The organism is Cedecea neteri NBRC 105707 = ATCC 33855 (assembly GCF_001571265.1).
Classification (GTDB): domain Bacteria; phylum Pseudomonadota; class Gammaproteobacteria; order Enterobacterales; family Enterobacteriaceae; genus Cedecea; species Cedecea neteri.
In genome coordinates this window covers 23,772-49,715 of the sequence record NZ_BCTL01000001.1, presented here as the reverse complement: position 1 = coordinate 49,715, position 25,944 = coordinate 23,772, and the positions used below count along the sequence as shown (strand labels likewise).

Sequence of the window (25,944 nt, the reverse complement as noted above, 5' to 3'; positions counted from 1 at the left end):
TCGTCATGAAGCCAAAGACCAGCCTCTTAAATACCGACCCGGTCTCAGAAAACATAATTCCGCCCTCGCATTAAGCCCAATCGCTCAATTTACAAGCAGGAAAACAGTTTCCGTTCGCAACCTTTACCGACCGGTTGGTAAGAAAAAAATCAGTACGTTACGCCATCACTTAGTTGAAATTTAGTTTAGAGAATGGGAAATAACCAGACCACGCCAAAAAATTCACCTCAGCGGTCGATTGACACATTATTGCCAATAAAAACAAACCGTTAACCACCAGGCGACTCAAGCACTTGCAAAGTGAAAAGAATATATCCGCTATTTTGTGACACCAATCACAAATAATGATTAAGTGCTGCTTAATTAACAATTAACAGAATTTATAAAAAAGAGTTGTATATCGGCGCGGTTTGATTCAATTTATGCTCCGCACATTTACGGCCCGGAAACAATAATTATATAGGGGTCAGTAAGTTACAAAAAAACACACATTAACTACAGTCAACTACGGGGTTACTAAGTCAGTGGCAAGTTCAAACAAACTCACGCTATTCATCATTTTGTTCATGATAGCGGGGATCTTCACCGGCGCGGCCATCCACGAATATGCCGCCGCCGACGTAATCAAAAGCTACGCCGATAACATCACGCTGTTTACCGACATCTTCCTGCGACTGATCAAGATGGTGATTGCGCCGTTGGTCTTTAGCACCCTGACGGTCGGTATCATGAAGCTGGGCGAAACCTCCACCATTGGCCGCGTTGGCGGCAAAGCGATGATCTGGTTTGTCTCTTCTTCCGTGCTGTCTATCCTGGTCGGCCTGTTTATCGTTACCCTGGAGCATCCGGGTGCAGGCATGAACCTGGAAGTTCCGGCCGAAGCCGTGCAGACCGGCCTGGCCGTCAGCGGGATGACGCTAAAAGCCTTTATTTCTCATACCATCCCAACCAGCATCGCCGGCGCGATGTCGGACAACGAGATCCTGCAAATTGTGGTGTTCTCCATGTTCTTCGCTATTGCCGGTGCCTCTTTGGGCGAGAAATTTAACGCCCCACTGGTCAGCGCGCTGGACGTTGTGTCCCACATTATGCTGAAAGTCACCGGCTACGTGATGTATGTCGCGCCGCTGGCCATTTTCGCCGCCATCTCTTCGGTGATTGCGACCCAGGGCCTGGGGATCCTGCTCAACTATGCGTCCTTCATCGGCGGCTACTATGTGGCTATCGTTTTGACCTGCATCGTGCTGATTAGCGTCGGCTATATGGTGCTGAAACGTGATGTGTTCCGCCTGTTGGCGATGCTGAAAGATCCTGTTCTGGTGGCCTTTACCACCAGCAGCTCTGAAGCGGCCTATCCGAAAACGCTGGATCAGCTGACCCGCTTTGGCTGCTCCCGCAACATCGCCTCGTTTGTCTTGCCAATCGGTTACTCCTTTAACCTGGTCGGGTCGATGGTCTACTGCTCCTTCGCCTCCATGTTTATTGCCCAGGCGTACAACGTGCACCTCTCCTTCTCTGAGATTGCCGTGCTGATGCTAACGCTGATGCTTGCGTCCAAAGGGATTGCCGGCGTGCCTCGCTCCGCGCTTGTTGTGCTGGCAGCGACCATTCCAAGCTTCAATATTCCGGTGGCGGGCATCCTGCTGCTGATGGGTATCGATCACTTCCTGGATATGGGCCGCTCGGCGATCAACGTATTGGGTAACGGCGTAGCAACCGCGATGCTGTCCAAGAACGAAGGTATGCTGGAAGAAACCGGCACCGTGCCGGTGGAAGAAGTTAAGGCATAAAAAAAGGGCTACCCTCGGGTAGCCCTTTTTCTTTCGGTTCGATTAAGCAACCGCAGAATCCAGCAGCTCCATCTCTTCGCTGTTCAGCAGCTTCTCGATGTTCACCAGAATCAGCATACGCTCACCCAGCGCGCCCAGGCCCGTCAGGTATTCAGTCGACAGCGTAACGGCAAACTCCGGCGCAGGGCGAATCTGATCGGCCGTCAGCGACAGCACATCGGACACGCCGTCAACCACAATCCCGACCACGCGTTTTTCCAGGTTCAACACAATAACCACGGTATTGTCGTTATATTCCACGCCATCCTGCTCAAACTTCAGGCGCAGATCGATAATCGGCACGATTACGCCGCGCAGGTTGGTTACGCCTTTGATAAAAGCAGGCGTGTTGGCGATACGCGTCACCTGATCGTAACCGCGGATCTCCTGCACCTTCAGGATATCAATACCGTACTCTTCATCGCCGAGGGTAAACACCAGGAACTCCTGGCCTACGTTTTCCCCGGTCAGTTTTGTCACATTAGTTAGTGCAGTCATTTGCGTACCTATTCTTTTAAGCGGTTAATCAGGCGACGGTTAGCGCCAGACGTTGTTCACGGTTTAGCCCCTGCAGCGCAGAAACATCGACGATCAGCGCCACGCTGCCGTCACCTAAAATGGTGGCTGCAGAGATGCCCGGCACCTTGCGGTAGTTGCTTTCAAGGTTTTTAACCACCACCTGATGCTGGCCAATCAGCTGATCGACCAGCAGCGCGTAGCGACGTCCTGCGCTTTGCAGGATCACAACAATGCCCTGCGTGGCTTCAGTTTTCGCGCCCTGAACGTCAAAGACTTTCCAAAGCTCAACCAGCGGCAGATACTCCCCGCGCACTTCCAGGACACGCTCACCGCCCGCCAGCGGGTGCAGATCTTCTTCCTGCGGCTGCAGAGATTCCATCACCGCGTTCAGCGGCAGGATAAAGACTTCGTCGCTCACCTTAACCGACATCCCATCCAGGATAGCGAGCGTCAGCGGCAGCAGGATGCGAATGGTTGTCCCTGCTCCGGCTTTCGACTGGATTTCAACGTGGCCGCCCATTTCCTGGATATTACGTTTCACCACGTCCATGCCCACACCACGGCCTGACACGTCGGTGACCTGCTCGGCGGTGGAGAAGCCTGGCGCGAAGATAAGCATCCCGACTTCATCATCGGTCATGCTTTCGCTGACCGGCATCCCCTGGGAAATGGCCTTCGCCAGAATGCGTTCGCGGTTAAGCCCTGCCCCGTCATCGGTCACTTCGATACAAATATTGCCGCCCTGATGTTCAGCAGACAGAATCAGGTTGCCGACTTCGGACTTCCCGGCTGCCCGGCGTTTTTCCGGTGACTCGATACCGTGATCCAGGCTGTTACGCACCAGGTGCGTTAGCGGATCGATAATGCGCTCAATCAGGCTCTTATCCAGCTCGGTGGAGCTGCCCATCAGCGTCAGTTCCACCTGCTTGTTCAGCTTGCCGGCCAGATCGCGGACCAGACGCGGGAAGCGGCTGAAGACGTATTCCATCGGCATCATACGAATAGACATCACCGACTCCTGGAGGTCGCGTGCGTTACGCTGCAGCTGCCCCATGCTGGTGATCAAATCGCCGTGGTTGACCGGATCAAGCTCGTTAGAGCGCTGGGCCAGCATTGACTGGGTGATCACCAGTTCACCGACCAGGTTGATCAGTTGGTCAACTTTCTCTACCGCCACGCGAATGCTGGTAGACTCGGATGCACGCGCGGCTGGCTTATCACGCTCAACGCGCCCTGTCGCCGGGGTTAACGGCTCGGGCAAACCGGCTTTTTGCACGGCGACAGCCGTTTGGGCAGGTGCTTCAGGCACCGCCACCGTCGTGTTTTCTGCCACCGCTGGCGCGCTGGCTGAGGTAACAGGCACAAAGCTGATTTGCTCAGGCTCAATCACGAAGCAAAGTACGGCAGTAATATCATCTTCGCTGACGCTGGTTTCCAGCGTCGCCGTCACGGAAGCGGTATCTTTGACCACCTCACTCAGCGTCCCCAGGTTCCCCAGCTCTTCGAGCATCAGGTCACGTTCTGCCTCTTTCAACCCATCAATCACTACGCGCAGCTTGCCGCCGCTGTCGGCAGTGGTGGACGCCGGCTGCTCGGTTTCTACTACGGAGAGTTTGGCCGGCGCCGATGGAGCCTCGCCTTTGGCTTCCAGGGCAAGCTGACGCAGCGCTTTGCAGATGTAGTCGAAGCTTGCGGCATCCGGCTCTTCAGAGTTTTTATAGGCGTCCAACTGTTCCTGCATAATATCCTTGGTTTCCAAAAACAGGTTGATGATATCGGTGTTGAGCTGCATCTCACCGCGCCGCGCTTCGTCGAGCAGGTTCTCCATCAGGTGAGTCGTTTCCTGCAGGATGGAGAAGCCAAACGTGCCGGCCCCGCCCTTGATGGAGTGAGCCGCACGGAAAATAGCGTTCAACTGTTCAGAATCCGGCGCCTCAGGCACCAAATCCAGGAGATGCTGCTCCATATCGGCCAACAGTTCGTCGGCTTCGTCAAAAAATGTCTGGTAAAAATCGCTAATATCCATGCTCACGCTATCACCTCGTGCCTGGTTGTGGCGCAACTGTGTTATTCGCCGGAGCCGCCGTTGGATCCTGCTGCAGAACGCTGAGAGGCTGGTTCTCGCTCTCGGAGTTCTCATGCATGATGGCGTCTTCGGTCTGTTTATTAAGCACCAGCAAACTGATGCGACGGTTAATGGCGTCACCGCCTCCGCGTTTGGAGAGGCTCATCTGCGAGGACATCCCGATGACGCGCAGCACTTTGCCATCGTCGAGGCCGCCGGCCACCAGCTCACGGCGGGAAGCATTCGCGCGGTCGGCAGAAAGCTCCCAGTTACTGTAGCCACGCTCGCCGTTGGCATAAGGCAGGTCATCGGTATGACCAGACAGACTGATTTTGTTAGGAATACCGTTCAGCACCGGAGCGATCTTGCGCAAAATATCGCGCATGTAAGGCTCCACTTCCGCGCTGCCGTTTTTAAACATCGGGCGGTTCTGGCTGTCGATAATCTGAATACGTAACCCTTCCTGAACGAGGTCAATTTGCAGGTGCGGGCGCAGCGCGCGCAGCTTGGGGTCGGACTCAATAAGCTGGTCCAAATCCCCTTTGATGCGCTTCAGGCGGTTGGCTTCCATCCGCTTGCGCAGCTCTTCGATGTTGGGCTGTTTTTTCACTTCGCCCTGCTGCTGGGTGACGTCGTCGCCCCCACCGGGAATAGGACTTTCGCTGTCAGCGATACGCTGCCCCCCGGTAATGGCCTGGGCCAACGGGGTACGGAAATAGTCAGCAATTTGCGCCAGCTCTTTCGGACTAGAGATGGAAATCAGCCACATAACGAGGAAGAAAGCCATCATCGCGGTCATAAAGTCCGCGTAGGCAATTTTCCAGGAGCCGTGGGCCGCCCCGCCGTGTCCCTTGTGCTTGCGGCGCTTTACGACAACGATGGGATGGGACTGATTTTTCATACTTCTTCTTCCGTCGCGCGCTGCGCGTTCGGGGAACGTACCGATCTGACGTGCTCTTCCAGTTCAATGAACGAAGGACGCTCGCTGGAGTAAAGCGTTTTACGGCCGAATTCCACCGCGATTGGCGGCGCATAACCGTTGAGGCTAGAGAGTAAAGTGACCTTCACGCACTGCATCATTTTAGTCGTCTCAGCACTTTTTTGGCGCAGTACGCTCGCTAATGGGGAAATAAAACCGTAGGCCAGTAAAATACCGAGGAAAGTTCCCACCATTGCGTGCGCAATTAATGCGCCTAATTCCGCGGCGGGACGGTCGGCGGATGCCAGAGCGTGCACAACCCCCATTACCGCAGCAACGATACCGAAGGCCGGTAATGAATCACCCATTAACGCAAGGCTGTTAGCGGGTATTTCCGCTTCGCTTTCATGGGTCTCGATTTCTTCATCCATCAGCGCTTCAATTTCGAATGTATTCATATTTCCGCTGATGATTAAACGCAAATAATCGACAATAAAATCAAGCATCATGGCGTCCGCTAAAATACGCGGATAGCTGGCGAAGATTTCGCTTTCTTTAGGGTTTTCAATGTCTCTTTCGAGTGAAAACATACCCTGCTGACGCGACTTAGCCATCAGACGATAAAGCAATGCCATCAAGTCCATATACATGCTTTTGGTATATTTTGAGCGCCTGAAGAGCAGCGGCAGCGCTTTTAAGGTTCCCTTAATCGCCTTGCCGTTATTCCCTACAATAAACGCCCCAATACCCGCCCCACCAATGATCACAAATTCAGCAGGTTGATAAAGTGCGCCAAGGTGGCCGCCGGTCAACATGTAACCGCCGAACACTGTCCCTAAAACAACCAGGTAACCTATTAAAATCAGCACGAGATCATCCTTACGCCGTTGAGTGTAGCGAGGATGCCCAGGAGGCAGGTGCAGCGTCGTGTTTGGGCATAAAAAAAGCAGCGGTAATCTCTCACCGCTGCTGGAATACGCAAACACAGAACCTGTTACACAGCCTGTTCCACCTGGTCATCCAGCAGTTGTGGAATAATATCGGCAGCATTCTGGGAAAGTTTACGTCTTTTTACCGCCCGCGACGGCGGCTGGCACAGACTGCAGGCAAAGCTGCCCACCGGCTGGTGTGCGTGGGTAATAAAATTGCCTCCACAGCAGTTACACTGACTCAGCTGGAGCATACCGCTCTCAACAAAACGAACCAGCGTCCACGCGCGAGTCAGCGCCAGAAGCGGGCCGTCAGACTGGGAGGGACATTGTTCAAGGTAGAGTCGATAGGCTTTAATCACCGCATCAACGCCGGTGCATAGCCCACTACGAAGTAAAAACTGCCAGGCATTACAGAACATGGAAGCATGAATATTTTGCTCCCAGGTCATAAACCAATCAGTAGAGAAAGGCAGCATCCCTTTTGGAGGAGGACTTCCACGGAGTTCTTTGTAGAGTTTGATCAGGCGACCACGGCTCAACTGCGTTTCGCTTTCCAGCATTTGCAGTCGGGCACCCAGTGTTATCAGCTCCATAGCGAGCTGAATGTCGCGAGCTTCCTGGACAATACTTTTCTCGCTCATTTGTTATGCCCTTTTTTTCTTAGGTGCCTCGGCAGGCGTCGACACCTCATTCAATAAACGGGTAGATAACAAAATACCGGTATGAATTTGTTGTAAATCATCCACACGGGAGTCTTGTGTTAAGCGAGTAATTGCCTGACTTTCGCTAAAACGGAACTGACAAACTAATTGGTTAGTTTCTGCCAATTTCACCATTTGAGGCAACGTAAGTTCCCCAAGTGTATTTGCCATATCTTCAGCGATACCTAAGCGAAACATCGCTGAGGCTTTGTCCTGACTAATAAGACGCTGTGCAAGCAATAAGTACGACAAATTGATGTCGTAAATATGTTTTAGCAACTCGGAAGTATGCATTTTTTCCATCCCGAATAACCAACTATTATTGTATGCGGCCCAGCCTAAATATGTCGGATGACAGTAACGTGTCAGCGCGAGTAAATTCTCCAGAAACTTACGGTTGTAAGAAGCCGAAGCGCATGTCTCGCGCCATTACTGTTTTCTGAACTATTAGGGGGTTGTTACCGCACCCCGCGATGTCGCCGGGTCGCCCCGGTTAAATTAAAACAATCGTTACGGCCAAAATGCACGGATAAATCTTTAGCTCTGACTAAACCCCTTCGCATCCCACAGAAGAAGCCCTTTCCCTGACAGAGCCCGAACGCCTGTTGTCGTTCATCATTTTATTACAAAAAACTAAGATTTTTCCTAATTCGGGCAAACTCTACTCGCAGCCCCTGGCACATACAATGCAGCCACCTGCGATTTTGGAATTTATGTGACGCAGATCACATAAATACATCATCCTTCGGAGTGAAAAGCATCAGAATCGCTTTTCATTTGCTTACTTTTTCATCTGATTGAGAATTTTACCTAAGCCGACGGACGAATAGTGACACGGAAAGATCACAACTCTATGAGTTGTCATTGCTTTTTATCCGATACCGGCGGCCAGGAATGCCTTAGCGATCACACCTTGCGAAAGCTATTGGGAGTAATCTGCTGTTATTCATGGACTTAAGTTAAATTATAGCGGCATTTTAACCGACCGTTATGATTTCAAAAGCGTCGGTTACCGAAAGTTATCGCGCGATCCAGGTTCTCAAATTAATCCGTTCGCCTGATGGAAAATTTTTACATTTCGTCTACGAAACAATGTTGCAAATTCGTTTCATAAGAATAACTAAACAATTTCTATGAGTCGCTTCACATTTCGTATCGCGACAAGCGTTGCGCCTCGGGCACAACTGGTGTAAGAAAATGTTAACAATTCACACTGAATGTGGAGGGGTTATATGAGCTATCGTCATGTGCTGGTTGCCGTTGCTATCACGCCTGAAAGCCATCGTCTGGTGCAAAAGGCCGTCTCCATCGTCAAACCCGTCAACGGAAAAATTACCCTCGTCACGCTCGCCTCAGATCCCGAACTGTATAACCAGCTTGCCGCCCCTATGCTGGAAAATTTGCGCGATCTGATGCTGGAAGAAACCCATCTTTTTCTCGATGAGCTAAAAGAGAAAGCGCAATATCCTGTTGAAAAGGTAATTATTTCCACAGGGGAACTAAGCGAGCACATTCTGGATATCTGCGAAAAGCACGACGTCGATTTAGTCCTTTGCGGTAATCATAATCAGAGTTTTTTCGGCAAAGTAATGTGTTCAGCCAAGGCTGTCGTGGCTTCCAGCCGGGTCGATGTGCTGCTAGTCCCGCTTTAAATCATGCTCTGGCAGAAAGCGGAGCCTGCTCCGCTTTTTCACCCTCAGCTCCGCTGCTTTTTCCGTTATTCCACAGCGACTAATCATGCCAGTTTTTCAAAAGTTGCGTTTTTATCCTGCATTTTTACTGCGGTCTGAATGAAGAAAGGCCCCGCACAAATAAACGGCAATATTTTTAAGTTTCGTCATAGCGAATGAGGGACAACATCCTTCAGGCGCACTTCACATGCAGGCTACAGATTCCCTTGAGCGGCATAATCTCCTCCCCCAGGCATACTTTTTTGCTATAAATAAAAAAATCAATTCATTAGCCGTGTCAGCGGATTCTGGCGTTTCACCGGTCCCGGAATGGCCGTTTTTTTATACTCTCCGTCTGTTCTTGCACAACAGCGGCTCACCTTCGCCGCGGAACACCTTAGCCCCAGGGAGCAAAACTTTTGTTCGAAACCCGGATGTTCAAACTCCTGCCAAAGATGCAAAACACACAAACATGATCTCGATGCGCATAAACTAAATTTTAAAAAGACAACCAAAGAAATAAAAAATGATTCACATTGAAAATAATCAATAAGCCCAACTAATCACACTTTTGACTCAGCCCCAAAGGGATAACACCACGTTAACATGATAAATATATTTTATATCAAATACAGTAAGTTACAGCCTGATAGTCAAAAACAAAAAATCCAAGTGACCTTATCTTAAATAAAATTAAATAAATGAAAAATAGCTCAACTTAGGACTTTTCTCATCCATGATAGCGGCGTATGTTTATTTTTACCCCTTGGTAAAATTGCTCATGAAATAAGGATATTTTTATGCCCACTGCCAGCATGATCCAGAAGCTTAATGCGCAAATTAATCGTGAATTCTACGCCTCTCATTTGTGTCTGCACCTCAGCGCCTGGTGTGCCAAACATAGCCTGACAGGGAGTGCGAATTTCTTACGCAGCCAGGCACAAAATAACGTGACCCACATGATGCGGGTCTTCAATTTTATGAAGCAATCCGGCGGTATGCCCAGCGTCGGCACCATGTCCCCACCTGACTGCCACTGCCTGACGCTAGAAGAACTGTTTCAACAAACGCTGGATGACTATCATCTCAGGCATGAAACGCTGACCACGCTTAAGGAAGAAGCTAAAGCCGTCAATGCCGGTAAGATAGTGAGTTTTTTGATGGCGCTAGGCCTGGAACAGGATCGAGAGGGAGAGCGGCTGCAAACGATTCTTGAAGAAGTGCGCGATGCCAAAAAAGCGGGCCTGTGCATGAACCAGACCGACAGGCGCGTGCTCAGCTTTGTCGAACGCGAGTTTCATTAAGCCGTTTCTGCGCAGGTAAAAAAGCACCGCATATAGCGGTGCTTGACGTGGCTGACAACGGCCTCAGTGTGCTTCTTTCTGCTGAGTAAATTTCAACTCAATCAGAGCGATGGCTTTTTGAATCGCCCGGCGCGTGACAGGATCAACGGCCGCTGGATGGGTGGTAAAATCGATGGTTTTCAGCTGTTCCGCCATCTTGTCGCGGACTTCAACGGGCGCAATCACATCAATCACGTCGAGAATTTGTTTAATCACTAACTGGCACGCCACGACATCGGAAACCAGTTCCTGATCGGCAGAGAGTTGTTCGGCCATTTTAATCTCCTGTTTTATTTGCGCGACAGTCTACCTGCGCGCCTCTGCACGAGGCAACAGCCCATTCGCCGGAATAGAAGGAAGCGGGAGCAAAATGCCCCCGTCGACTCATTTTTCGAACTGCCAGCAGGCCACGCGATGCCCCGGCGCGATCTCCTGCATCCGGGGAGGTTGCCGCTGACACTGGCCCATAGCTCGCGGGCAGCGGCTGGCAAACTTGCAGCCTGTGTTTTCCCCTGCATCACCGCCTATTTCCCCCTTTAACCCGCCCTGCTCAAGCATCTGAACATGCGGATCGGCGACGGGAATAGAAGCCAGCAGCGCCCGGGTGTAGGGATGAGCGGGCTGGTTATACAGCGTTTCCGCCGGGGCTTCCTCCACCAGCGACCCAAGATACATCACCCCAATGCGGTCAGAAATATGGCGAACCATCGACAAATCGTGGGCGATAAAAAGATAAGTCAGCCCGAATGCCTGCTGCAAATCCTGCAGGATATTCACCACCTGTGCCTGCACAGAAACATCGAGGGCAGACAGCGGCTCATCGCAAAGAATAAATTCGGGACTCACCGACAGCGCCCGGGCAATGCTGATTCGCTGCCGTTGGCCGCCGCTGAACTCATGGGGAAAACGGTCCAGGTGCTCCTGATTTAAACCCACCTGCCCGAGCAGTTCCAGGGTGCGGGCCTTCCGCCGTGTCACATCATAACCGTGAATACGCATTGGCTCAGCGATCAGTTGCGCCACCGTCATGCCGGGGTTTAACGACGAATACGGATCCTGGAAAACGGCCTGCATCCGGCGGCGAACAGGCTTCAGCTGGCGCTCGTTAAGCACCGCAATATTTTGTCCGTCGAATTCGATTTCCCCGTCGGTCACCTCAAACAGCCGCAATAAGCTTCGCCCAAGGGTTGATTTACCGCAGCCTGACTCCCCCACCAGGCCATAAGTTTCGCCCGGATAAATGTCGAAGCTCACGCCATCCACGGCCTTTACCGTGGTCCCCGGCCCGAACCAGCCCCGATGAGCGGTGAAATGTTTATGCAGATTACGCACGCGAATCAAAGGAGTAATGTCAGGCATGAGCGGCCTCTTTTTCCCACAGCCAGCAGTTGACTTCATGGCCGTCGGCAAGCGTGTGTTTGGGTGCCGCCGTGTCGCAAATGGCCATGCGCTGCGGGCAACGCGCGGCAAAAGGACAGCCGGGCGGCGGGTTGAGCAGACCCGGCGGGCTGCCCTCAATCGGCGATAACCGCGCCTCACTGCCGTCAGGACGCGGCAGCGACGCCAGCAAACCCCGCGTGTAGGGATGAGCGGGCCGGTAAAAAATCGCCTCAACGCTTCCCTGCTCCATCACCAGTCCACCATACATCACCACTACCCGGGAACAGACCTGCGCCACCACGCCCAGGTCGTGCGTGATCAATAGAATGGCGGTGTCCGTTTGCTGCTGAAGGTGTTTCAGCAGGCGCAGAATTTGCGCCTGAATGGTCACGTCCAGCGCGGTTGTCGGCTCGTCGGCAATCAGCAATGACGGATGGCACGATAGCGCGATGGCGATCATCACCCGCTGGCGCATCCCGCCGCTAAACTCATGCGGGTACTGGTCATAACGTTTCTCCGGCAGGCTGATGCCTACCTGTCCAAGCATCGCGATAGCCTTTTCTTTCGCCGCCTTCTTGCTTAAACGCTGGTGGCGAATAAGGATCTCGCTCATCTGCCGCCCGATGGTCAGCACCGGGTTTAATGCCGTCATGGGATCCTGGAAAATCATCGCGATTTCGCTGCCGCGAAGGTGGCGCATTTGCTCTGCCGTTTTACGCGCCAGGTCTTCTCCCTGAAAACGGATATGGCCTCCCACAACCTTGCCGTGGCTACCCAGCAAACTGATTACCGATTTACAGGTGACGCTTTTGCCGCAGCCAGACTCGCCCACAATGCCCACGACCTCTCCCCGCTGCACGCTGAAGGTGACGCCGCGTACCGCCTGAACTTCCCCCTCGCGAGTAAAGAAAGAGGTTTTCAGGTTATCGATTTCCAGCAAATTACGCATCGCGATTTGCCCCCGGCTCAAAAGCGGTACGGAACACATCCCCGAGCACGTTAAAGCTCAGCACCGTCAGCAGGATCAGCACGCCCGGGAACATGGCAAGCCAGGAGGCTTCCCCTATATAAGACTGAGCGTTATTCAGCATGCTGCCCCAGGAGGCATCCGGCTGCTGTACGCCAAGGCCGAGAAAGCTCAAGGTTGACTCCATTAAAATCGCCGAGGCGATATTCAAAGTGGCCGCCACAATAATCGTCGGCAAAATATTCGGAATGATGTGCCGGGCGATAATCCTCAGCGGATGCTCCCCGGAGGCCCGGGCATAAATCACGTATTCCCGCTCTTTTAGCGTCAACGTTTCTGCCCGCACCAGCCGCGACATATTCATCCAGGTCAGCGCGCTGATAATCAAAATGATGTTTGCGATGCCGGGCTTCAGGTAGGCATTGAGCACCAGCAGCAGGAAAAAAGCCGGGATCGACATTAAGATGTCCACCAGCCTCATCAGCAAGTTATCAATTTTGCCGCCAAAGTAGCCGCTGACGGTACCCACCAGCGTGCCAATCAGCGTGGAAAACAGCATGGCTAAAAATCCGACCATCAGGGAAATTTGCCCGCCGTAAAGCGCGCGCGTGAAGTAGTCCCGGCCATATTCATCCGTGCCAAACCAGTGGCTCACACCCGGCGGCAGCATCCTCCCCTGAAGCGACATCTGATTGGGATCCCACGGGCTTATAAAGGCCGATAATGACGCCAGCGCAAAAATCACCAGCACCGCCAGAGAAAGCTGTGCCGGGCGGCTGTGCTTCAGGCCTTGTTTAACCTGATTCCCTCTTCTGCTCATGGTTACCTCAATGCCTTAATACGCGGATCTGCCACGCGATACAGAAGATCGGCCAGCAGATTCCCCACGATCAGCATCAACGCTGAGAGCAGAATAATGGCCATGATCAGCGGGTAATCGAGGGAGGTGATGGCCTGGATCCCCAGCAGCCCCATCCCCGGCCAGGAAAAGACGCTTTCCGTCACGTAGGCGCCCACCACCAGTTCGCCAAAAGAGAGGCCAAACAGCGTGATCACCGGCAACAGCACGTTCTTCAGCACATGCCGGAACAAAATGGTGCGGCGGGTCGCCCCGTAGGCCAACTGGGTTTGCACATAGTCGGCTGACAGCTGGCTGATGGTATTCGAACGGATGTAGCGCACGTAGCTGGCGAGGTTGTAAAACGTCAGCGCGATGCAGGGCAAAATGCCGTGACGAATCACATCGAGCCAGGAGTCTGCCACGCCGATGGTTCTCATTCCCATGCTCGGCAGCCAGTTCAGCTGCACCGAAAACACGGTAATCAGCAAGATCCCAAACCAGAAAATCGGCACCGAGATCCCCACATAAGCGAACAGGTTCAAAACATGGTCGAGCCAGCGGTGTTTGAACGCGCCCGCCAGCAACCCCAGCGGGATCGCCAGCAGGATAGCCAACAACAGCGACGCCCCCATCAGGCCAAGCGTGGCAGGGATACGCTCGACGATCATCGTCAGCACCGGGCGATGGTAAATCAGGGAATAGCCAAGATCGCCCTGCAGCAGATTTTTCAGCCACAGCAGGTACTGCACCGGCAACGGTTTATCCAGCCCCATGCTCTGGCGGATTCGGTCAATATCATCCGGGCTCATGCGCGGGGTGATATACGCCTGCACCGGATCGCCAGGAGCCAGCTTCACCAGTAAAAAAGAGACCAGCGAGATAAAAAGCAGCATCGGAAGCAGCTGCAGTAAGCGCCGGAAAAGAAGGTTATTCATAGTTTCGCCTTCCTCAGCCTGACCAGTGCAACACAGGCCGGGCTGAGGGTCACTCATTGTTATTGTTGATAAATCTTCGACAAGTCCTGGAACATATAGACCGGCTTAGGTTCTGCTTCTTTCGTGCCGCCAAAACGTTTGTCCACCGCCACCACCGCGTTGGTGTAGGCAATCGGATACCAGGCCATATCGTTGGCGACGGTTTGCTGGATCTGCTTATAGATGGCCGCGCGCTTCGCCGCATCCGTTTCGGTCGCGCCCTGCTCCCACAGCGCGTCAAACGCCGGGTTTTTATAGTGCGCGTAGTTATAGGCTTCGTTGCTCATGTACAGCGACTTGTAGGCGTCCGGCTCCGAGCCCATGATGTAACCGCCCAGGCTTAACTCATACGCAGTGTTTTTCATGTCCTGACTGCGCTGAGACATCGCGTTTGCATCCAGAGGCAGCAATTCAACGTTAATGCCTATTGCCTTCAGCTGCTGCTGAATATAGAGCCCCATACTTTCCTGGGTTTTATTGCTGTTGATGTAGGCCAGACGCAGCTTCAGGCCTTCCGGCTGCCCGGACGCTTTAAACAACGCTTTGGCTTTGTCGGGATCGAACTTGTACGGTTCCACATCGCTGGTCTGGTAGAGGGTATCTGGCGTCAGAATAGAAGCCGCCGGTTTGGCGTAATCGAGGGAGGTGAACGCAGTTTGCACAAGGTCATCTTTGTTCAGCGCGTACGCGATGGCCTGACGCAGGTCTTTGTTCTTCATGCTGTCAACGTTCTGGTTGAACGTCATGTAGGCCAGGCGGCCTTCCGGGTAAATAACAAAATCAAATTTACCGGTGGCTTTCAGGCGCGAAACATCCTGCGGATCGACCATCTTGAGATTGATTTCACCGTTCTGCAGCGCGAGGTTGGCCGAGTTGGCATCCTTGGCGAAGCGGTAGGTTACCGAGTCGAGTTTCGGCTTACCGTTCCAGTAGTCATCAAATCGCGTCAGGGCGTAGTACTGACCCGCCCGATACTCTTTAAATTTGAACGGGCCGGAGCCAACGGGTGCATCATTGCGGGTACTCTTTTCCAGGTCGCCTGCTTCGTTATCGAAGATATGCTGTGGGATCGGGAAGATTTGCACCAGCGTACCGGCAAAGGCAGCGCTGACCTGCGGCAGCGTAAACTTAACCGTGAGCGGATCCACTTTGCTCACGCTCAGGGGCTTGTTGCCATAAACAAACATGCTGCGGAAGAAACTATGCTGCTTTTCATCCAGCAGTTTATTAAAGGTGAACACCACGTCATCTGCGGTAATCGGCTGCCCATCCTGCCATTTCAGGTCAGGCTTGAGTTTCAGCGTCCAGGTGAGGTTGTCGGCCGATGGCGTCAGGCTTTCCGCCAGGCCCCATTCGATCTTGTCGCCGTTGTAGCTGTACAGCGGCGAGTAAAGCGCCTGCATGATGGTTAACGTAGTACGATCGCTGGCGTACAGCGGGTTCATGGCCAGCGGATCGCCGGAGGTAATACCGATTATCAGGCTGCCACCCTGCTGCGCTTCTTTTGCCGGGGCAGGTGTCGCCGCGGTCTCTTTTTTAGCGTCATCACAGCCGCTTAAGGCCAGGGCCAGCGCAGCGACCAGCGCCGACAATACCAGAGGTTTACGCATTGCTTCAGAAACTCCTTGCTCAATAAGAGCCCGCATAGTGCGACACTCGCTATCGCTTGTAAATGTGTCTAAAAAGCATAAGCTTAGCCGAATTTTAACTATCCGCATGGTGCCTGACGCCCCTGTCCGCGGGGAATATTATTTACCCCACCTGCGTCACATAATTTTCTTTTCCCAATCTGCTCAGCGCATAAAAAAAGCAGCCCGGAGGCTGCTTTATCACTTGTGTTATTTTCAGATGGCGTTGAGACGGAACATCGCCACCGCATCATGCAGATGGTGCGCCTGCTTCTCCAGTTCAACGGAAGACAGCACCGACCTCTGGACCAGGTTTACGTTTTGCTGCGTCACGCTGTCCATTTCCCGAACGGCGATCCCAACCTGCCCGATGCCCTGGCTTTGCTCAAGGGAGGCGCTGGCAATCTCGCCCATGATGTCGTTGACCTGTTTCACGGCGCGGAGAATTTCATCCATTGCCTCCCCCGCTTTTCGCACCTGCTGTGACCCGGTATGAATATTGCTGACAGAGTCGTTGAGCAGCGTTTCAATCTCTTTCGCGGCCCCGGCGCTCCGGCTGGCCAGATTGCGCACCTCGCTGGCGACGACCGCAAAGCCTTTGCCTTGCTCACCCGCCCTTGCCGCCTCCACCGCGGCGTTCAGCGCCAAAATGTTGGTCTGGAACGCGATGCTGTTAATCACCGTGGTGATATCGACAATTTTATTCGCGCTGCTGGCAATCACGTCCATTGTCCTCACCACCTGCTTCACAGAATCCCCGCCGTTTACCGCCGTGTTGGTGGCATTCTGCGCGAGGTGGCTGGCGTGATTCGCATTGTCGGCGTTCAGCTTCACCGTGCTGTTCAGCTGAGCCATGCTGGCGCTGGTCTGCTCCAGCGCGGCGGCCTGCTGCTCCGAACGGGATGACAGGTCGGTATTCACCCCGGAAACTTCGGTCGCGTTGGTGCGAATCGCCTCAGCGCTGTCCCGGATCCGGCTCACCGCCCTTTGCCAGTTTTCCTGCATTTTTTGAATGGGCGGCACCATCAGCCCAATACAGTTACGCCCCAAATCGGGCAACGAAGCCGCCAGTTCGCCCTGCGCCAGGACATGCATGTGGTGGCGGATCGTATTGACCGGCTTCACCAGGCAAAACCACAGGTAGCGTTCGGTAAAAATGACGATCGCAATGCTGATGGCGATGGAGATCATCAGCATCAGTTGAGCCGTGTTAATCCACGCCTGCTGCTCCTGGCTCAGCGTAAGCTGTTGTTTGAGATTATGTAACAGCCATAGCGTCGCGCCCGCCACGCCTATCCACGCCAGCGTTGAAAAGATTTGTATCAGCACCACCATCGCGCGAATTTTTATATTGCGAATAATGTTCATTCTCTGGTTCCCCGGTAAAAATAAAATGCACTTCCTGTGCGGCTTTAGCGACGCAAGTCCTGATTTATTCCCTCGTATATCTGCATAAGTGAAATTAAATCGCGCCGTAGCGCTATTGTCGGCACGGTTCAGCAAAACTTGACGCGTATTTGATCAAAAAATCGCCGCGCATTTTGTGGGGAATTTACGTTAGGTAAGGCGTTTTTATTTCGTAATTTGAATTAGGGATTATTTAAAATTCGAAATTTATGGAATTTACGGCCCTCATAATCGAACAGGCTTTTCTGCCCGCCACGCGTGCTACCATGAAGGCGGTTAAGTATGAGGTATGAATAAAGATGAAGCGTATTTATCTGGCCGTTACCGCCCTGTTGCTGGGCGGATGCACCGTAAGCAAAACGCCTGTTCCGCTCAATACTAATGAGCCTGCCGGTGTTGTTCGCCTCGCCTATAGCCTGCCGCCGCTGCAAACCGCCAAAGTGGATAAATTCCTTGCCCAGTCCACCGCGTCGCGCCAGTGCCAGCAATGGGGCTATGCCAGCGCAATCCCTTACGGCAGCGACATCAAGACCTGTACCACCTACAGCGGTAGCCTTTGCCTGAACACGCAGGTGGTGCTGGAGTACCAGTGCCGTGGCGTGACCGGGCCACAGTATGCTGGCGTCACCAGTAACTGGTAATTTGTGAATTTTCCTCTATTTTTAGTGACACCTGCGCAAAGAGAAGCCTGACGCCAATGTAACCCGTTCCTGACGATAAATATCTCGCGCTGCCGTTTTCCCACGGCGGCTTGACTCTATTTTTTCATCAGGAACTTAACATGCTTCTTTTATTGCTCCGCGCCCTGCGTCAGCACCGCTGGTTCACCTGGCTCGGGCTGGCGCTTTTGTTTTCGTCCATTGGCAACGGCCTGACTTACGTGCTGGTTTTTAGCCAGCTGTTAAACAGCCACGCTACGCCCACCTGGCTTTCTCTCGCTTATGTCCTCGCACTTGCGCCCGGCTTACCAGCTAGTTTTGTTGGCGTGTGGTTATTAAAACGCTGGCCGGCATTTTCTGTGCTGCTTCTCGGTGAAGTGTTCGGTCTTACAGGTTTGGTTCTGCCGTGCCTTGCGCTGCTGAGTGACCACCCGGCCATGCTGTTGCTGAGCCAGGCCGCAGCCGCCTTTAGCACCGGTATGACGGTGCCGGTACTGAGTCAGCTCTTCAAACAAGGCTTGTCCAAAACGCTAATGCCCGCCGCCGCGGGTATTGAAACGCTGGTGTTTGCCGCCAACGTTATCTTCGGCGTGGGGCTTGGGACATTATTATATGGCCACGTTAGTCTCTGGCTGATGCTGTTTCTGGATGCACTCAGTTTCACCTTTGCTATAGGGTTACTCTGGCGCGCCTCAGCACTCTTTGTTGTGACGGGAGAAGAAGACAACGCCCCCGGCGAAAGCAAAGAATTTAGCTGGCGGAACGTTACCCCGGTGCAAAAGCGCAGCCTGCTGCTGCTGCCCAGTCTTGCCCTTGTGGGCGCACCGGTGATGGCTTTGCTCCCGGCTCTGGCCCCTGCGTTACCTGGGGATAACACCGCCAATGGCCTGGCGCTGTTGTTTGCCCGCAGCGTTGGGCAGCTCCTGGCCCCACTCCTTCTGAGCGAAAAGCAGGTACGCAACCGGGCGGGTAATAACCTCCCGCTGATGCTGGCACTCCTGCTTTTCACTTTCTGTTATTTCGCAGTGGCGTACTCGGGCTCTTTGTGGCTGGCCGTGCCGCTCATCGTTATCGCTCATTTGTTCAGTAACTGGTTCTATCTGGTCGCCACACTCAACGTGATGGACAGTTTCCCCGGCCCGCAGGTTGGCGCGGCAATGGCGGCAACCTGGCGACTGCAGCTTGGCATTACGTTAATCGCCCCGCTGGTAACGGGGACGATTGCCGGATACTTCCCCGCGCAGTGGGTCCTGCCCGGCAGCGGCATCTGCGGGATTATTCTTGCCCTGTTGATGCTCGGTGACTTGCGAAAAGTGCAGAATTGTAATTTGATATCGCGGCGGAATAATTCCGCATTTAATTTTAATAATGATGATGACAGTAAGACAGGTGGATAATGGTATTTTATAAAGCAACACTTGCAGGGGCATTAGCTCTGGCTCTGGCGGGCTGTGTCGCGCCAGCGAAAACCACGTCGGTAGTCACCGCGCCGGCTAAACAGTGCCAGGTCGGCGATGCAATGACGCAAACCACGCTCTATTTCGGCATCAGCCGTCCATCCGGCGCGATAATTACCGCGAACGAGTGGCGTAGCTTTGTGGATAAAGACGTGACCCCACGCTTCCGCGAAGGGCTGACCGAATATGACGCCAAAGGCCAATGGCTGAACGCTAAGGGTGAAGTGACCCACGAGCCGAGCAAAGCGATTATGCTGATTCGCGGCAGCGATGCGGAGAGCAGCAAAAAGGTAGACGAACTGCGCTCTATCTATAAAACCCGCTTTGCGCAGGAATCCGTGATGCGCGTTGACCAGCCGGTCTGCGCCGCGTTCTGATGATTTTGCGTTAAAAAAAACGGCGGGTTTCCCCGCCGTTTTTATTTTTACAGAACCAGCCCGGCAAACGCCGCAGAGAGCAGACTAACCAGCGTCGCACCGTACACCAGGCGAAGGCCAAAGCGAGACACCACGTTCCCCTGCTTTTCGTTCAGCCCTTTGATGGCGCCAGCTACGATCCCGATGGAAGCAAAGTTAGCGAACGACACCAGGAAGACCGACAGGATCCCAAGCCCGCGCGGCGACAACGTGGCCATGATCTTCTGCAGCTCAATCATCGCCACAAATTCGTTAGCGACGAGCTTGGTGGCCATAATCCCGGCCGCTTTCAGCGCGTCCGCCTGCGGAATACCGACCAGCCACGCAAATGGATAGAACACATAGCCAAGAATTTGCTGGAAGCTCAGGCCGAAGACGGTAGCAAACAACGCATTAATGGCGCTGATCAGCGCGATAAAACCAATCAGCATGGCCAGAATAATCATCGCCACCTTGAAGCCCGCAAGGATGTACTCCCCCAGCATTTCGAAGAAGCTTTGGGATTCGTGCAGCTTCTCAAGCTTGATTTCTGGCTCAGCGCCCGGGCGGGTCGGGTTAATGATCGACAGAATAATGAACGTGCTGAACATATTCAGGATCAGCGCCGCAACCACGTACTTCGGCTCGAGCATCGTCATGTAAGCCCCGACGATGGACAGTGAAACCGTGGACATTGCCGTCGCGGCCATGGTGAACAGGCGGCGAGAGCTAAGGTCGCCCAGCACGCCTTTGTAGGCGATGAAGTTTTCTGACTGACCGAGAATCAACGAGCTGACGGCGTTAAACGATTCCAGCTTGCCCATGCCGTTCACTTTTGAAAGCAACGTACCGACAATACGAATAATAATCGGCAGAATACGGAAGTGCTGCAGGATACCGATCAGCGCCGAAATAAAGATTATCGGACACAGCACGCCAAGGAAGATAAAGGCCAGGCCCGCTTTACTCATCCCACCGAAGACGAAATCGCTGCCCTGCCCGGCGAAGGTCAGCAGGTGGCCAAAGAAACCGGACACGCCGTTAATCACCCACAACCCGCTGTCGGAGTGCAGGAAGAAGAACGCCAGCAGGCCTTCAATGACGACAAGTTGTAACAAATAGCGGATTCGGATGGTTTTACGATCGAAGCTCACCAGCCACGCCAGTCCCATGATGACAAAAAGTGCGAGAAGAAAATGAAGAATGTTCATGTGCAGTCTAATTTTGAAAGAAACGTATTTAGCCACAGCTCCCGCGTCAGGTAAATGGTGGTCATAAGAATATTTAGCCATAAGATTTTCCAATGACAACATAAACTTACTCTTAGCATGGTTACCATTTTATTCGGCAAAATATGACTGATTTATTACGCCGGTCGGGGCAATAAAATAGCGAAGCGGAACAAGATTAATTCTCATTATTAATTCATTTTGTCACAAATAAAATAATAGTAACAACCATTCTCATTACACTAATATAATTAACAATTTCTTTGCATTATAGAAAATTAATAATTAAAGTAGCGCCATATTAACGCCCCTCAAAAAATATGGAGCCTGTGATGCTGAAGACGGAAATGATTGAAAAACTGAACGAGCAGATGAACCTTGAACTCTACTCCTCCCTGCTTTATCAGCAGATGAGCGCCTGGTGCAGCTATCACAGCTTCGAAGGGGCTGCCGCGTTCCTGCGCCGCCACGCGCAGGAAGAGATGGAGCACATGCAGCGTCTGTTTGCTTATTTAAATGATACCGGGAGCATGCCGCGCATTAACGCCATTCAGTCCCCATTTTTAGAATACGCTTCACTGGACGAATTATTTAAAGCGACTTACGAGCACGAGCAGTTAATTACTCGTCAGATTAATGCCCTGGCGCATTCCGCCATGACCTCTCAGGATTATCCAACCTTTAATTTCCTGCAGTGGTATGTTGCCGAGCAGCATGAAGAAGAAAAACTGTTTAAATCGGTGCTGGATAAACTCAGCCTGGTGGGCAAAAGCGGTGAAGGCCTGTACTTTGTCGATAAAGAGCTGGCCACGCTGGACGCTCAGGCTTAATTGCCGCAGATGAGCAGGCCATTACGGCCTGCTATTTTCATTTTAGTGCAGTGCTCCGCCGTTTCGCTGGCTGTGCCAGTAACCGTATAACGCCAGTGCCGCAGGTTTAATCGCCTCAATGCTCGCCAGAAACGCTTCCGGAGTCAGGCTCTCAAACTTCGCTTCATTCTCCTCAAGCCCATGCAGGGCAATCGCGTCCAGCTCCGGCTGAAGCTCTGCCGGCAGTGCAGGCCAGCTTTCCAACGCCGCGCCGCGCATGTAGCCATAGCACCACTCTTCGACAATAGTGATTTCGCGGTTATCCACTTCGCTGGTGCCAAACAGCGGCTCAAACTGCCCCGGATACTCCGCCAGGCGTTCGGCAATATCGTTCATATGCTGGAACACCAGCACGCTAAAGCGGGTCAGCTCTTCTTTGCTTTCCCATTCTGGCTCAACATCACCGCCCCATACCGCTCGCAGCACGGTGGCGGGTTCAGTCACCTTTGGCCCCGAAAGCAGCGCCGTGAGTAGCCCGTCCAGCTCGGCCACATCAATCACCGAATGTGCCGTGCCATACTTCAGCAGGATGTCATCCAGCCAGATAATTTCGTCTTCGTTCAGCGGTCCCTGGGTCATTTTTGGATTCCTCGTCTCGCGTTTTGAATAAAATTTTGCGTAGTGTACCCGTTCCACGCGCAACGAGTCATTTTCATTCCGTTTTAGTCAGGCATTCCATCAGCAATTGGCAGGTTTTTTCGTACAGCGGTGGGTCACGCTGCAGCACCTGCCAGACGCTGTTGTGGTCGGCATCCGGCACGGTGAGCAAAGCTTGCTTGCCCTTCTCCGGGGCCGAATCATAAAGCCGCAGAGGGATTTCGGCCGGGATCACCCGATCCTCAGCCGCGGCAATCACCAGGACATTGCCGCTAAATTCAGCCACAGCCTGCCAGGCGTCGCTTTCGGCCCAGCTTCGCGGCTGGCGGATAATGGCAGAAAATTCAGGCCCGAAGTTTACCTGATATGCAGAAGGGTGATACACGCCCGGCACCATCAGGATAAGGGAACGCAGAGACACGGATTTGCTCAGTTGCAAAGCATTGTAGGCCCCCATGCTGACGCCCATACAGCCAGTCAGTTGAGAACCTAAATGTTCGGCAACTGCCAAAGCCTGCTCCGTGCGGCTGATTAAAGATGAGTGAGAGAGATCGCCGCCAGTTTCCCCGTGGCCGATGCAATCGAAAGCCGTGCTGCCAAAGCCCAGCTCCGCCAGCAGGTGCCGATAGCGAAAGCTTGCCTGACGGTCTTTTGAACCTCCGTGAATCATCAGTACATGGCCTTTACTGGCGAAAATACTGTCAGCCTTGAGCGTGTGGTGGTGGAAAGCGACGTCAAATAGATGTCTGGCGGGAGTATTCATGGTTGCCTGATAGAGTGTCTGCCGATGGCTTAGCATCGCATGCTTTATCATTCTCGGGCCAGCAACAACCTTCTCATGACAAAAATAGCGTGCGCTCTGCGGCCCTTCGCTCAACCAGACCGCGGAGAACTTTACCCCCAGCCTTGTTCCACTTAGGGAACTCATCTGCTGCGCCCGCCAGGTCGCCCGCGTTGAGCTTTTTCAGCAGCGTAGAACTTTTCAGCGCTCCGGGGCCAAGATTATAGGCAAAGTCAACCAGGGCATCGAACTGGTTCTGGTTCACATCTACGCTTATCAGCCCCGCCACCTCTTTTTCATACTGCATGATACCGCTGGACAACAGCCTATCGGCAACGTCCTGAGTAATAACCATCTCACCAGCAACCGGCAGACCATCAACGGGCTTTGTCCAGCCATAACCTATCGTCCAGACGCCCACGGGATCCTGATAAGCCGCGAGTTCGCAACCTTCAAATCTTGTCAGCAAAGCAAAACCTTTTTTGCTCATTCTCATTTTTTATTCTCCCATGACTAATGTCATAAGCATATGAGCCAATGAACGGCAATATATTGTGATCCATCAAGGAACAACGAAAAACACCCTTGGTATAATCACGCCAGTAAAATGCTAATGACAGTTAATATATAGGGAAGAAATAAAAATGAGTGAGCACTCTCGATTTCATTATTTTAAAAACAGGGACAAAGCATTCGCTAATTTAATTAGCATTATCGATGGTTTACTTAGCGATGGTCACCTTGATCAAAAAGAAATACTCTATTTAGATACGTGGTTACTCGACTCTGAAGAAATCAGTGATAACCATTGCGTAAAAGCCATACGCCGTAGAATCGCAGATATACTGGCCGATGGCGTGATTGCCCCCTCAGAAATCAAATCGCTTAAGGCAGACTTGCTTAAGATCCAGAAGGAACTCATAGACCTTCCCTGGCTCAACCTGGACTCCATTGAATCAGACCGGCACCTGCTCGAAGGGCTGTGCAAAGGGATGCTTGCGAACAACCAGCTCACTGATGCCGAGATAAAGTATTTAAGATGGTTTCTCTCCGTCAATGGCGCGCTTAAAAATAACTATCCCGGCAAAGAACTTTATACCCTTATAGAAGATATTTTGGCCGATGGACTCATCACAGAAGATGAACGAGAATTGCTCAGGCAGGCCCTTATTTCATTTACGGGCTGTGACATGGCGTCTGGTATTGTTGATGGTCTGTCAACACAACTGCCGATTGATAATATCGATGCTTTAGATTTTACAGGTGCTACCGTTTGCCTTACCGGTGAGTTTATTTATGGCAAGCGAAGTTTGTGTGAAGCTGAACTTCGCCTGCAGGGCGCGAATGTCATCAGCAATATAACTCAAAAACTCGACTATCTCATTATTGGTACACTTAGCTCCCGTGACTGGCAATACAAAGCACACGGCAGGAAGATAGAAAAAGCGGTGTCATACAGAGATGAAAAGGGGATCCCGCTAAAAATTATTAGCGAAGAGCAATGGAAGAACTTTTCCTGATCGGCGCTGGGCGATGCTCTCAGGTCATCAAGATTTCAGGGTAAACGGGTGATGAGCGGGCATCGCTTCTGGCTATCCACGACGGCGCCGCAGCGCTTTGCGGCGTTCATTGTTTACGAAGGTAAGAGCAGCGCCAAATCGCAGGCAATAAAAAACCACCCGAAGGTGGTTTACACGACACTGCTTATCATTGATTTTATTCTTTTTATTCCCATGGTACCCGGAGCGGGACTTGAACCCGCACAGCCATAAGCCGAGGGATTTTAAATCCCTTGTGTCTACCGATTTCACCATCCGGGCTCGGGAAGAAATTGGAGGCGCGTTCCGGAGTCGAACCGGACTAGACGGATTTGCAATCCGCTACATAACCGCTTTGCTAACGCGCCAAAATCTTTTGCCTTTTCAGGCGGTAACAGAAATTCTATTACCTGAATTTGGAGCGGGAAACGAGACTCGAACTCGCGACCCCGACCTTGGCAAGGTCGTGCTCTACCAACTGAGCTATTCCCGCTTTTTGTACAAGTGACTGTTGGTGGCTATTAAGCTAATCACTTGATTTTATTATCTTCCGGCTAACGTTGCTGCCTTTCGATGCGTTGCATTCTACTTACCTGACGCAATGAGTCAATGAAATTTTCTAACACCACGAATCGTTTGCTGAATTTTACGCCGGATAGATCACGGTTCGAGCAAATCACCCCGTGCAGCAGCTAAATATTGGAACATGGACCAGAACGTCAGCACCGCCGCGACAAAGAAAAGCGCAATGCCCGCGTACTCAATCCACATATTCGGCCGCCACAGCATGCCGATCAGCGCCAGCATTTGGGCCATCGTTTTAGTTTTACCTATCCAGGAAACCGCCACGCGGCTGCGTTTGCCGATTTCCGCCATCCATTCACGCAGCGCTGAAATAATAATTTCGCGGGCGATCATCGTGGCCGCCGGCAGGGTCACCCACCAGGCATGATAGTGTTCCGCCACCAAAACCAGCGCCACAACCACCATCACCTTATCGGCAACAGGGTCGAGGAACGCGCCAAAACGGGTACTCTGGTTCCAGCGACGCGCCAGAAAACCGTCAAACCAGTCGGTGATGGCCGCCAGCCAAAAAATGAAGGCGCAAAGGAAAGGAGCCCAGTTGAACGGCAGATAAAACGCCAGCACAAAGAACGGGATAAGGATGACACGAAACAGCGTGAGCAGTGTTGGGATATTGAATCGCATAGTGCCAGTTAACTATCTGTCATAAGTGGAAATTG

27 protein-coding genes and 3 tRNA genes are annotated in these 25,944 nt (G+C 52.5%); 9 read left to right on the top strand and 21 right to left on the bottom strand.

Annotated features, from left to right (window positions below; genetic code table 11):
• The first annotated feature begins 524 nt into the window (after window positions 1–524).
• Window positions 525–1,790, top strand: coding sequence for a dicarboxylate/amino acid:cation symporter (locus CNE01S_RS00250; RefSeq protein ID WP_061272138.1), 1,266 nt, complete (start codon window positions 525–527; stop codon window positions 1,788–1,790).
• Window positions 1,791–1,832: 42 nt separating this feature from the next.
• Here CNE01S_RS00250 and cheW read toward each other — a convergent pair whose 3' ends face one another.
• From cheW to flhD, 6 genes are all read right to left on the bottom strand, one after another.
• Window positions 1,833–2,327: a chemotaxis protein CheW gene (cheW, locus tag CNE01S_RS00245; RefSeq protein WP_016536985.1), complete on the bottom strand. Its 495-nt coding sequence runs from the start codon at window positions 2,325–2,327 to the stop codon at window positions 1,833–1,835.
• Window positions 2,328–2,355: 28 nt separating this feature from the next.
• Window positions 2,356–4,374 (bottom strand): chemotaxis protein CheA, encoded by a 2,019-nt coding sequence (cheA, locus tag CNE01S_RS00240; RefSeq protein ID WP_061272136.1) that lies wholly within the window; start codon window positions 4,372–4,374, stop codon window positions 2,356–2,358.
• Window positions 4,375–4,384: 10 nt separating this feature from the next.
• On the bottom strand, window positions 4,385–5,314 hold the full coding sequence (gene motB, locus CNE01S_RS00235; RefSeq protein WP_061272134.1) for a flagellar motor protein MotB: 930 nt from the start codon (window positions 5,312–5,314) through the stop codon (window positions 4,385–4,387).
• Complete coding sequence (motA, locus tag CNE01S_RS00230) at window positions 5,311–6,201, bottom strand: flagellar motor stator protein MotA (protein WP_061272132.1); 891 nt, start codon at window positions 6,199–6,201, stop codon at window positions 5,311–5,313. Before motA ends, motB begins: the two co-directional genes overlap by 4 nt.
• A 125-nt stretch (window positions 6,202–6,326) precedes the next feature.
• On the bottom strand, window positions 6,327–6,905 hold the full coding sequence (gene flhC / locus CNE01S_RS00225; protein ID WP_039294634.1) for a flagellar transcriptional regulator FlhC: 579 nt from the start codon (window positions 6,903–6,905) through the stop codon (window positions 6,327–6,329).
• 3 nt (window positions 6,906–6,908) lie between these two features.
• Complete coding sequence (flhD, locus tag CNE01S_RS00220; RefSeq protein WP_039294637.1) at window positions 6,909–7,259, bottom strand: flagellar transcriptional regulator FlhD; 351 nt, start codon at window positions 7,257–7,259, stop codon at window positions 6,909–6,911.
• Between the two features lie 938 nt (window positions 7,260–8,197).
• Here flhD and uspC point away from each other — a divergent pair.
• Both uspC and CNE01S_RS00210 read left to right on the top strand, forming a co-directional pair.
• Window positions 8,198–8,617: a universal stress protein UspC gene (gene uspC / locus CNE01S_RS00215; RefSeq protein ID WP_061272131.1), complete on the top strand. Its 420-nt coding sequence runs from the start codon at window positions 8,198–8,200 to the stop codon at window positions 8,615–8,617.
• Window positions 8,618–9,435: 818 nt separating this feature from the next.
• Window positions 9,436–9,939 (top strand): non-heme ferritin-like protein, encoded by a 504-nt coding sequence (locus CNE01S_RS00210; RefSeq protein ID WP_061272129.1) that lies wholly within the window; start codon window positions 9,436–9,438, stop codon window positions 9,937–9,939.
• Window positions 9,940–10,002: 63 nt separating this feature from the next.
• Here the strand turns inward: CNE01S_RS00210 and CNE01S_RS00205 are convergent, their stop codons facing one another.
• The 7 genes from CNE01S_RS00205 to CNE01S_RS00175 form a co-directional block, all read right to left on the bottom strand.
• The gene (locus CNE01S_RS00205) at window positions 10,003–10,254 is read right to left on the bottom strand and encodes a DUF2766 family protein (RefSeq protein WP_008453864.1); all 252 of its coding nucleotides are present in this window, start codon (window positions 10,252–10,254) and stop codon (window positions 10,003–10,005) included.
• Window positions 10,255–10,362: 108 nt separating this feature from the next.
• Window positions 10,363–11,337, bottom strand: coding sequence for an ABC transporter ATP-binding protein (locus tag CNE01S_RS00200; protein ID WP_061272127.1), 975 nt, complete (start codon window positions 11,335–11,337; stop codon window positions 10,363–10,365).
• Window positions 11,330–12,307, bottom strand: a complete 978-nt coding sequence (locus tag CNE01S_RS00195) for an ABC transporter ATP-binding protein (protein ID WP_061272126.1) — start codon at window positions 12,305–12,307, stop codon at window positions 11,330–11,332. The genes CNE01S_RS00200 and CNE01S_RS00195 overlap by 8 nt, the downstream gene beginning before the upstream one ends.
• The gene (locus tag CNE01S_RS00190; RefSeq protein WP_061272123.1) at window positions 12,300–13,145 is read right to left on the bottom strand and encodes an ABC transporter permease; all 846 of its coding nucleotides are present in this window, start codon (window positions 13,143–13,145) and stop codon (window positions 12,300–12,302) included. Before CNE01S_RS00190 ends, CNE01S_RS00195 begins: the two co-directional genes overlap by 8 nt.
• A gap of 2 nt (window positions 13,146–13,147) precedes the next feature.
• Window positions 13,148–14,101 (bottom strand): ABC transporter permease, encoded by a 954-nt coding sequence (locus CNE01S_RS00185; protein ID WP_061272122.1) that lies wholly within the window; start codon window positions 14,099–14,101, stop codon window positions 13,148–13,150.
• Between the two features lie 59 nt (window positions 14,102–14,160).
• Window positions 14,161–15,750 carry an ABC transporter substrate-binding protein gene (locus CNE01S_RS00180; protein WP_061272120.1) on the bottom strand — a complete coding sequence of 530 codons (1,590 nt, stop codon included), beginning with the start codon at window positions 15,748–15,750 and terminating at the stop codon, window positions 14,161–14,163.
• 234 nt (window positions 15,751–15,984) lie between these two features.
• Window positions 15,985–17,136 (bottom strand): methyl-accepting chemotaxis protein, encoded by a 1,152-nt coding sequence (locus CNE01S_RS00175; RefSeq protein ID WP_061272117.1) that lies wholly within the window; start codon window positions 17,134–17,136, stop codon window positions 15,985–15,987.
• 338 nt (window positions 17,137–17,474) lie between these two features.
• On the opposite strand from CNE01S_RS00175, the gene yecR reads away from it, so the two are divergent.
• The 3 genes from yecR to CNE01S_RS00160 all read left to right on the top strand — a co-directional run bounded on the left by yecR (window position 17,475) and on the right by CNE01S_RS00160 (window position 19,668).
• The gene (yecR, locus tag CNE01S_RS00170; RefSeq protein WP_061272115.1) at window positions 17,475–17,816 is read left to right on the top strand and encodes a YecR family lipoprotein; all 342 of its coding nucleotides are present in this window, start codon (window positions 17,475–17,477) and stop codon (window positions 17,814–17,816) included.
• A 140-nt stretch (window positions 17,817–17,956) separates the two neighbouring features.
• Window positions 17,957–19,231 (top strand): MFS transporter, encoded by a 1,275-nt coding sequence (locus CNE01S_RS00165; RefSeq protein ID WP_061272113.1) that lies wholly within the window; start codon window positions 17,957–17,959, stop codon window positions 19,229–19,231.
• Window positions 19,231–19,668 (top strand): DUF3574 domain-containing protein, encoded by a 438-nt coding sequence (locus CNE01S_RS00160; protein WP_061272111.1) that lies wholly within the window; start codon window positions 19,231–19,233, stop codon window positions 19,666–19,668. The genes CNE01S_RS00165 and CNE01S_RS00160 overlap by 1 nt, the downstream gene beginning before the upstream one ends.
• Window positions 19,669–19,715: 47 nt before the next feature.
• Here the strand turns inward: CNE01S_RS00160 and CNE01S_RS00155 are convergent, their stop codons facing one another.
• The gene (locus CNE01S_RS00155) at window positions 19,716–20,897 is read right to left on the bottom strand and encodes a NupC/NupG family nucleoside CNT transporter (RefSeq protein ID WP_008453845.1); all 1,182 of its coding nucleotides are present in this window, start codon (window positions 20,895–20,897) and stop codon (window positions 19,716–19,718) included.
• Between the two features lie 350 nt (window positions 20,898–21,247).
• Between CNE01S_RS00155 and ftnA the strand changes: the two genes are divergently transcribed.
• Window positions 21,248–21,745 carry a non-heme ferritin gene (gene ftnA / locus CNE01S_RS00150; RefSeq protein ID WP_061272109.1) on the top strand — a complete coding sequence of 166 codons (498 nt, stop codon included), beginning with the start codon at window positions 21,248–21,250 and terminating at the stop codon, window positions 21,743–21,745.
• A 42-nt stretch (window positions 21,746–21,787) separates the two neighbouring features.
• Here ftnA and CNE01S_RS00145 read toward each other — a convergent pair whose 3' ends face one another.
• The 3 genes from CNE01S_RS00145 to CNE01S_RS00135 all read right to left on the bottom strand — a co-directional run bounded on the left by CNE01S_RS00145 (window position 21,788) and on the right by CNE01S_RS00135 (window position 23,658).
• Window positions 21,788–22,363 (bottom strand): UPF0149 family protein, encoded by a 576-nt coding sequence (locus CNE01S_RS00145; protein ID WP_061272108.1) that lies wholly within the window; start codon window positions 22,361–22,363, stop codon window positions 21,788–21,790.
• A gap of 73 nt (window positions 22,364–22,436) precedes the next feature.
• Complete coding sequence (locus tag CNE01S_RS00140) at window positions 22,437–23,195, bottom strand: alpha/beta hydrolase family protein (RefSeq protein ID WP_169799391.1); 759 nt, start codon at window positions 23,193–23,195, stop codon at window positions 22,437–22,439.
• A 22-nt stretch (window positions 23,196–23,217) separates the two neighbouring features.
• Window positions 23,218–23,658, bottom strand: coding sequence for a lysozyme (locus CNE01S_RS00135; protein ID WP_061272105.1), 441 nt, complete (start codon window positions 23,656–23,658; stop codon window positions 23,218–23,220).
• Between the two features lie 148 nt (window positions 23,659–23,806).
• On the opposite strand from CNE01S_RS00135, the gene CNE01S_RS00130 reads away from it, so the two are divergent.
• Window positions 23,807–24,682, top strand: a complete 876-nt coding sequence (locus CNE01S_RS00130) for a BRCT domain-containing protein (RefSeq protein WP_061272103.1) — start codon at window positions 23,807–23,809, stop codon at window positions 24,680–24,682.
• A gap of 51 nt (window positions 24,683–24,733) precedes the next feature.
• Entirely contained in the window at window positions 24,734–24,934 is a 201-nt protein-coding gene (locus tag CNE01S_RS24190; RefSeq protein WP_072279065.1) for a hypothetical protein, read from the top strand.
• Here the strand turns inward: CNE01S_RS24190 and CNE01S_RS00125 are convergent.
• From CNE01S_RS00125 to pgsA, 4 genes are all read right to left on the bottom strand, one after another.
• A tRNA-Leu gene (locus CNE01S_RS00125) sits at window positions 24,897–24,982 on the bottom strand. The genes CNE01S_RS24190 and CNE01S_RS00125 overlap by 38 nt on opposite strands.
• A gap of 12 nt (window positions 24,983–24,994) precedes the next feature.
• Window positions 24,995–25,068, bottom strand: a tRNA-Cys gene (locus CNE01S_RS00120).
• 49 nt (window positions 25,069–25,117) lie between these two features.
• Window positions 25,118–25,193: transfer RNA gene (locus CNE01S_RS00115), tRNA-Gly, on the bottom strand.
• Window positions 25,194–25,360: 167 nt separating this feature from the next.
• A complete protein-coding gene (gene pgsA / locus CNE01S_RS00110) occupies window positions 25,361–25,909 on the bottom strand; it encodes a CDP-diacylglycerol--glycerol-3-phosphate 3-phosphatidyltransferase (protein ID WP_061272101.1) in 549 nt (182 codons plus the stop codon).
• Window positions 25,910–25,944: the final 35 nt, after the last annotated feature.